Raw genomic sequence first — 1,077 nt, forward strand, 5'->3', positions numbered from 1 at the left:
GTCAACTACCCATCACCTAAAGGTAATGGGCTTGTAACTGCCCTGTGGTATGACGGATTACTCCTTCCACATTTAGTCGTTCAGCATTATTGCTAAAAGTGGCGTTACATCATAGGCACGTTGACACGTACCTGTACTACAGAGATTTACTCCGTAGCAACTGCATCAGGTACTAATAGTTCTATTCCCATACGATGCAGATTCATAGCTCCAATGCGGTCATCGTTAGATTTATAACCACAGTTTTTACAACAGAAAAGATGCATTTTCTTGTTGCGGTTAGTCTTTTCTGTATGACCACATTTAGGACAAGTTTGGCTTGTATAAGCAGGATTAACCTTTTCTACAAGCTGATGATGCTTTAAGGCTTTGTAAGATAGTTTCTGTTCTAAATCATAGTAAGGCCATGATACAGATACATAACGCTCTTTAATCTTGACTCTTTCAGTGGCAGAGCGGATACCTGTCAAATCTTCGATTACGAACAAGGTGCCATCGGGATTATTCTCAACGAGTGCCTTAGAGATACAATGATTTACATCCTGCATCCAACGGTTTTCTCGCTGACCGATAGCCTTAATTCGTTTACGGGATGACGGAGTTCCGACCTGCTGCAACTGTTTACGCAAAGCCTTATAATGGGCACGTTTTTGTTTAATAACATTGCCGTCATAGAATACAGATTTACCCTTACTATCGTATGTAGTAGCAAGAAACCTTATCCCACGGTCTATACCAACCACATTAGAAACTTCTGATTTATTAAGTTCAGAAATCTCATATGTTACAGGTATATGTAAGAAAAACATTCCATGTTTATTGACAAGTTTAGCTGTACCAAACTTGCAGTTACCAGTAAAACACCGCTCAAAACCTTTTTTGTAGAAAGATACCTTAATACGTCCATTTAGTGTATTAACAGAAAATATATCGTTCTTGTTATTGAGAGAATAATCTCTATTCCATACAAGGTCCAACTGAGGAAGTTTAAACACAGGCTTTATCCACTCTTTCTGATTTTCGAGAATGGTCTTGTATTTAGCAATAACTGTTCGTACACAAGATACTGCCATCTGA

The 1,077-nt window shown here is 38.4% G+C and carries 1 protein-coding gene; it reads right to left on the reverse strand.

Annotated elements, in window-relative coordinates; genetic code table 11:
• Window positions 1-146: 146 nt before the first annotated feature.
• On the reverse strand, window positions 147-1,077 hold a 931-nt coding region (locus BMX21_RS18950), incomplete at its 5' end, for an RNA-guided endonuclease TnpB family protein (protein ID WP_092047053.1).

This window comes from Butyrivibrio sp. TB, assembly GCF_900110805.1.
GTDB classification, from domain to species: domain Bacteria; phylum Bacillota; class Clostridia; order Lachnospirales; family Lachnospiraceae; genus Butyrivibrio; species Butyrivibrio fibrisolvens_C.